This window comes from Streptomyces sp. NPDC005070, assembly GCF_053600395.1.
In genome coordinates this window covers 1-5,770 of record NZ_JBSFZS010000245.1, presented here as the reverse complement: position 1 = coordinate 5,770, position 5,770 = coordinate 1, and the positions used below count along the sequence as shown (strand labels likewise).

The following is a 5,770-nucleotide window of genomic DNA, read 5'->3' as shown; positions in this document are numbered from 1 at the left end:
GAGGGCGCGGCCGTGATGTAGTAGGGGGCGAACTCCTTCGCGGTCAGGCCGCGTTCGTCGTAGAAGGTGTCCGCCAGCAGCGTCCCGCCGTTCGGCGCCGGCGCGGCCGTCCGGGTCGCCGCCGTCGACGTCGGGGACCGGGCCGCCGTGGCGGACCTGCTCACGACCCTGCCCGGCCGCCACCCGCTGACCGCCGTCGTGCACGCGGCGGGCGTCCTCGCGGACGGCACCGTCGCCTCACTGACCGCGCAGAGCCTCGACCACGTCCTCGCCGCCAAGGCCGGCGGCGCGATCAACCTCCACGAACTCACCCGCGAGCACCACCTGTCGGCGTTCATCCAGTTCTCCGCCCTCGCCGGCACACTCGGCACCGCCGGACAGGCCAACTACGCCGCCGCCAACGCCTTCCTGGACGCCCTTGCGGCCCAGCGCAAAGCCTCCGGCCTGCCCGGCACCTCCCTGGCCTGGGGCTGGTGGGAACACAGCAGCGGCATGACCGGCGAACTCGACTCCGCCGACCTCTCCCGGCTGCGCCGCACCGGCATCACCGCCATGCCCACCCCCCAGGCACTGGCCCTGTTCGACACCGCCCACGCCGGCGGCAAGGCGGCCCTCGTCCCGGCCCACCTGGACCTTTCCGTCCTGCGCGCCAAGGACGCCGACCAGGTGCCGCCCCTGCTGCGCGACCTCGTCGAAGGCGGCCGCCCGCGCCGCACCAAGGCGAGCACCACCCACGACAGCGGCCCGGCCCCCTGGGGCACCCGGCTCACCGGCCTGCCCGCCGCCCAGGCCCGCGCGGCCGTTCTGGAATGGGTCCGCGAACAGGTCGCCGTCGTCTTCGGACACCCCACCGGCGCGAGCGTCGACGTCGACGAGGCGTTCACCCGCCTCGGATCCGACTCGCTGATCGCCGTCGAACTCTGCAACCGCCTCAACGCCTCCACCGGTCTTCGACTGCCGTCCACCATCGTCTTCAGTTACCCCACACCACGCGAACTGAGCGACCACATCAGCGACCTGCTGCGACCCGAAGCCGACCCCGAACCGGCCCCCGCGGACCAGGACGCGGCGATCCGCGACGTACTGCGCACCGTCTCCATCGACAGCCTGCGCGGCGCGGGCCTCCTCGAACCGATCCTGGCCTGCGCCGCCACCCCCGCGACGGACGCCGCCACCCCGGCGGCCGACGAGGCCCCCGCCGCGGACGAACTGTCCGACCTGGACCTCGAAGCACTGGTCGACCTGGCCCTGAAAGAGAACTAGGAGACTGGCATGACCGATTCCGCGGAACGCACGGCGGACGGCGCGGACCGGGTCCAGCGGGCGCTGCGCACGCTCCTGGAGGAACGCGACCGCCTCCGGCAGGAGAACGACGCCCTCAAGGCCGGCCGCGGCGAACCCATCGCCGTGGTGGCCATGGCCTGCCGCTACCCGGGAGGCGTGACGAGTCCCGAGGAACTGTGGGACGTGGTCCGCGAGGGCCGCGACGTCATCGGCGACTTCCCCAAGGACCGCGGGTGGCGCGACGTGTACGACCCGGACCGCGACGCCACCGGCCACGCCTACACCAACCAGGGCGGCTTCCTGGACGACGTCGCAGGCTGGGACGCCGACTTCTTCGGCACCAGCCCGCGCGAGGCCCTGGCGGTCGACCCGCACCACCGCCTGCTGCTGGAGACGTCCTGGGAGGCCTTCGAACGCGCCGGCATCGTCCCCGCCGACGTCCGCGGCCGCGAGGTCGGCGTCTTCTCCGGAGTCAGCTCCTCCGAGTACGGCTGGCGCTTCCTGGAAGGCGGCCAGAAGGACCTGGAGGGCTACCTGCTGTACGGCAGCGCCCTGAGCGTCGCCTCCGGCCGCGTGGCCTACGAACTCGGCCTGACGGGACCCGCGGTGTCGGTGGACACGGCGTGCTCGTCGTCGCTGGTGGCCCTCCACATGGCGGTGCAGTCCCTGCGCTCGGGGGAGTGCTCGCTGGCACTGGCCGGCGGGGCGCTGGTGATGGCGACCCCCGCGATGTTCGTGGAGTTCTCCCGGCAGGCCGCCCTCTCGCCCGACGGCCGCTGCAAGGCCTTCGCGGACGGCGCCGACGGCACCGGCTGGGCCGAGGGCGTGGGCGTGCTGCTCCTGGAACGGCTGTCCGACGCCCGCCGCAACAACCACCCGGTGCTGGCCCTCGTACGCGGCAGCGCGGTCAACCAGGACGGCGCAAGCAACGGCCTGACCGCCCCCAACGGCCGCGCCCAGGAGAAGGTGATGCGCAAGGCCCTGGCCAACGCGGGCGTCACCCCCGACGAGGTCGACCTCGTCGAGGCCCACGGCACCGGAACCGTGCTCGGCGACCCCATCGAGGCCGGCGCGCTGCTGGCCACCTACGGCCAAGGCCGCGACCAGGAGCGGCCGCTGTGGCTGGGCTCCCTGAAGTCGAACCTCGGACACGCCCAGGCCGCCGCCGGGGTCGGCGGGGTCATCAAGACCGTGATGGCCCTGCGCCACGGCCACCTGCCCAAGACCCTGCACGTGAGAGAGCCCTCCCACCACGTGGACTGGTCCGCCGGCGCGGTCCGGATCCTCGCCGAGGGGCGCGCGTGGACGAGGACGGACGGCCCGCGGCGGGCCGGGGTGTCCTCCTTCGGCGTCAGCGGCACCAACGCCCACATCGTCCTCGAAGAGGCCCCGCCCCAGACCCAGGACCAAGGCCCGGACCAGATCCAGGACCGGGGGCAGCACGACGAGCGCGGTACGGACGCGGGCGTCGTCGGCGGCCTGATCCCGTGGACGGTGTCGGGCAAGACCGCGAAAGCCCTGCGCGGGCAGGCGGCCAGACTCCGCGACTTCGCCGCCGCCGGCACCGGCCCGGACCTCGCCGGAGCCGGCTGGTCACTGCTCTCGAACCGCTCCCGCTTCGAGCACCGCGCGGTCGTACTGGGCCGCACCAAGGACGAACTCCTCGACGCACTCGGGGCGTTGAGCGAGGGCACGGAGTCCGCCGCGGTGATCGGCGGCACGGCGGGCGACCTCGGCTCCATCGCCTTCATGTTCCCCGGACAGGGCTCCCAGTGGGTCGGCATGGGCCGGGAACTGTACGCCGCCTTCCCGGTCTTCGCGCGGAGCCTGGACGCGTGCGCCGACGCCCTGGCCGAGTGGACCGACTGGTCACTGCTCGACGTCATCCGCGCAGTCCCCGGCGCACCGGGCCTGGACCGGGTGGACGTGGTGCAGCCCGCACTGTTCTCGGTGATGGTGTCCATGGCCGCCCTGTGGCGGTCCTGGGGCGTGCAGCCCTCCGCGGTGGTGGGCCACAGCCAGGGCGAGATCGCCGCCGCCCATGTGTGCGGCGCCCTGACCCGGCCGGTCCAGGTCGCTGCGGGCCCTGCTGGACCGCCTCGACGAACACACCCTCGACGCACAGGAATTCTCCGTGCACACCCCGGACCTCGACGACGTCTTCCTCGCCCTGACCGAGCACACCACCAAGGACGCCGAGGACGCCCAGGACACGAGCGAGAAGAAGGAGGCGATCGCGCGATGAGCACGGTCGCGACGGCGTTCGCCGACTCGAGCATCATGTTGCGCCGCAACGTGAAGCACACCCTGCGCAACCCCACCACGGTGTTCAACGCGGTCCTGTTCCCGATCGTCATCATGCTGATGTTCGTCAAGGTGTTCGGCGGCGCCTTCAGCGTCGGCGAGCACTACATCGACTACGCGACGCCGGGCCTGCTCGTGATGGCCGTCAGCTACGGCCTCGGGGCCACCGCGACGGCCGTCAACGACGACATGACCAAGGGCATCATCAACCGGTTCAAGACCATGGACGTCTCCCGCGGTGCCATGCTCACCGGCCACGTCGTCGTCACCACCGTGCGCTGCCTGGTGGCCTGCGCCGCCATCGTCGGCGTGGCCTTCGCGATGGGCTTCGACCCCGCGGCGAGCGCCCTGGACTGGCTCGGCGTGCTCGGCCTGTTCGTCCTGCTCGCCGTCGGCGCGAGCTGGCTCACCGTCGCCATGGGCCTGGCCGCCAAGACCACCGAGTCGGCGGGCCTGGCCACCGTGCCACTGATCATGCTGCCGTTCCTCAGCAGCGCGTTCGTGCCCGCGGACACCATGGGCGCCGGCGTGAAGCAGTTCGCCGAGTACCAGCCCTTCACCCCGATCATCGAGACGCTGCGCGGACTGCTGGCCGGCCACGTCTCGAACGGCGACGCGATCGCCGCCGTCGCCTGGTGCCTCGGCTTCGCCGTCCTCGGCTACGTGTGGGCCCTGTCCACCTTCAAGAAGCGCGCCTGACCCCGGCCGGCCGGCGTCCACCGGCCCGCTCCCGCCCCTGACGGCCTGTCCGGCCCTTCCCGTCTCCGCCCCGGCGGCGACGCGAAGGACCGGACAGGCCCGAGCCAACGTCAAGGCGGCACTGAGTGACCCGCGCCAACTCACGTATGTATGGTGACGGTCATGCAGCTGCGGTACAGCTTCCGCCTGTACCCGGACACCGGCCAGGAGACGGCGTTGGCGAGGGCGTTCGGGTGCGCCCGTGTCGTGTTCAACGATGCGGTCCGCGCCCGTGAAGACGCCCGCAGGGCCGAGCAGCCGTTCCCGAAGGCCGGGGAGCTGTCGAAGCGACTGATCACCGAGGCCAAGCGGACCGCGGAACGGTCCTGGCTGGGCGAGGTCTCCGCGGTGGTGCTCCAGCAGTCCCTGCGCGACGCCGAGACCGCGTACCGCAACTTCTTCGCCTCCCTCAAGGGCACCCGCAAGGGCCCCAGGATCGGCCCGCCGCGCTTCAAGTCTCGCAAGGACGCCCGGCAGTCGATCCGGTTCACCGCCAACGCCCGCTGGGCCATCACCGACAGCGGCCGTCTGAACCTGCCGAAGATCGGCGCGGTGAAGGTGAAATGGTCCCGCACACTGCCCGCCACCCCCACCTCCGTCACCGTCATCAAGGACGCGGCCGGACGGTACTTTGCCTCCTTCGTCATCGACACCGACCCCGCCGCCGACCAGGCGCGGATGCCCGAAACCGACCGCACCATCGGCATCGACCTCGGCCTGACCCACTTCGTAGTCCTCTCCGACGGAACGAAGATCGGTTCCCCGCGCTTCCTTCGACGCGCCGAGAAGAAACTGAAGAAGGCCCAGCAGGAGCTGTCCCGCAAACAGAAGGGATCGAGAAACCGGGCCAAGGCTCGCCTCAAGGTCGCCCGCGCCCACGCCAAGGTCACCGACGCCCGCCGCGAGTTCCACCACCAGCTCTCCACAAAGCTGATCTCCGAGAACCAAGGGATCGCCGTCGAGGACCTGTCGGTGGCGGGACTGGCCCGCACGAAGCTGGCCAAGTCCGTGCATGATGCCGGCTGGGCATCGTTCATCAGCATGCTGGAATACAAAGCACAACGGTACGGCCGCGCCCTGGTCAAGATCGGCCGGTTCGAGCCGACCTCCCAGACCTGCTCGGCCTGCGGCGTCAAGGACGGACCCAAACCCCTGAACGTCCGGGAATGGACCTGTACCGTCTGCAGCGCCGTCCACGACCGGGACATCAACGCCGCTGTCAACGTGAAGACGGCCGCCGGACTGGCGGTATCGGCCTGCGGAGCGCCGGTAAGACCAGGAGCAATCCCGGCACAACGCGAAGAAGCAGGAAGCCACGGATTCCCGACCGAACCCCGTGCCGCGTAGCGGCACAGCAACGACCGAGAAGGCCAGAATCCTCGGGCTTCAGCCCGAGGTGCAAGTCAAACCGAAGCCACCCCCGGCGGCGGCGGTGCCCGGCTGC

General features: G+C 71.5%; 3 protein-coding genes. All 3 read left to right on the top strand.

Annotated elements, in window-relative coordinates; translation table 11 throughout:
* Window positions 1-147 precede the first annotated feature (147 nt).
* The 3 genes from ACWEBX_RS36770 (at window position 148) to ACWEBX_RS36760 (ending at window position 5,673) form a co-directional block, all read left to right on the top strand.
* Complete coding sequence (locus tag ACWEBX_RS36770; protein ID WP_451889091.1) at window positions 148-1,263, top strand: beta-ketoacyl reductase; 1,116 nt, start codon at window positions 148-150, stop codon at window positions 1,261-1,263.
* A gap of 9 nt (window positions 1,264-1,272) precedes the next feature.
* Entirely contained in the window at window positions 1,273-4,287 is a 3,015-nt protein-coding gene (locus ACWEBX_RS36765; protein WP_451889090.1) for a beta-ketoacyl synthase N-terminal-like domain-containing protein, read from the top strand.
* A gap of 162 nt (window positions 4,288-4,449) precedes the next feature.
* Window positions 4,450-5,673 carry an RNA-guided endonuclease InsQ/TnpB family protein gene (locus ACWEBX_RS36760; protein WP_451889089.1) on the top strand — a complete coding sequence of 408 codons (1,224 nt, stop codon included), beginning with the start codon at window positions 4,450-4,452 and terminating at the stop codon, window positions 5,671-5,673.
* Window positions 5,674-5,770: the final 97 nt, after the last annotated feature.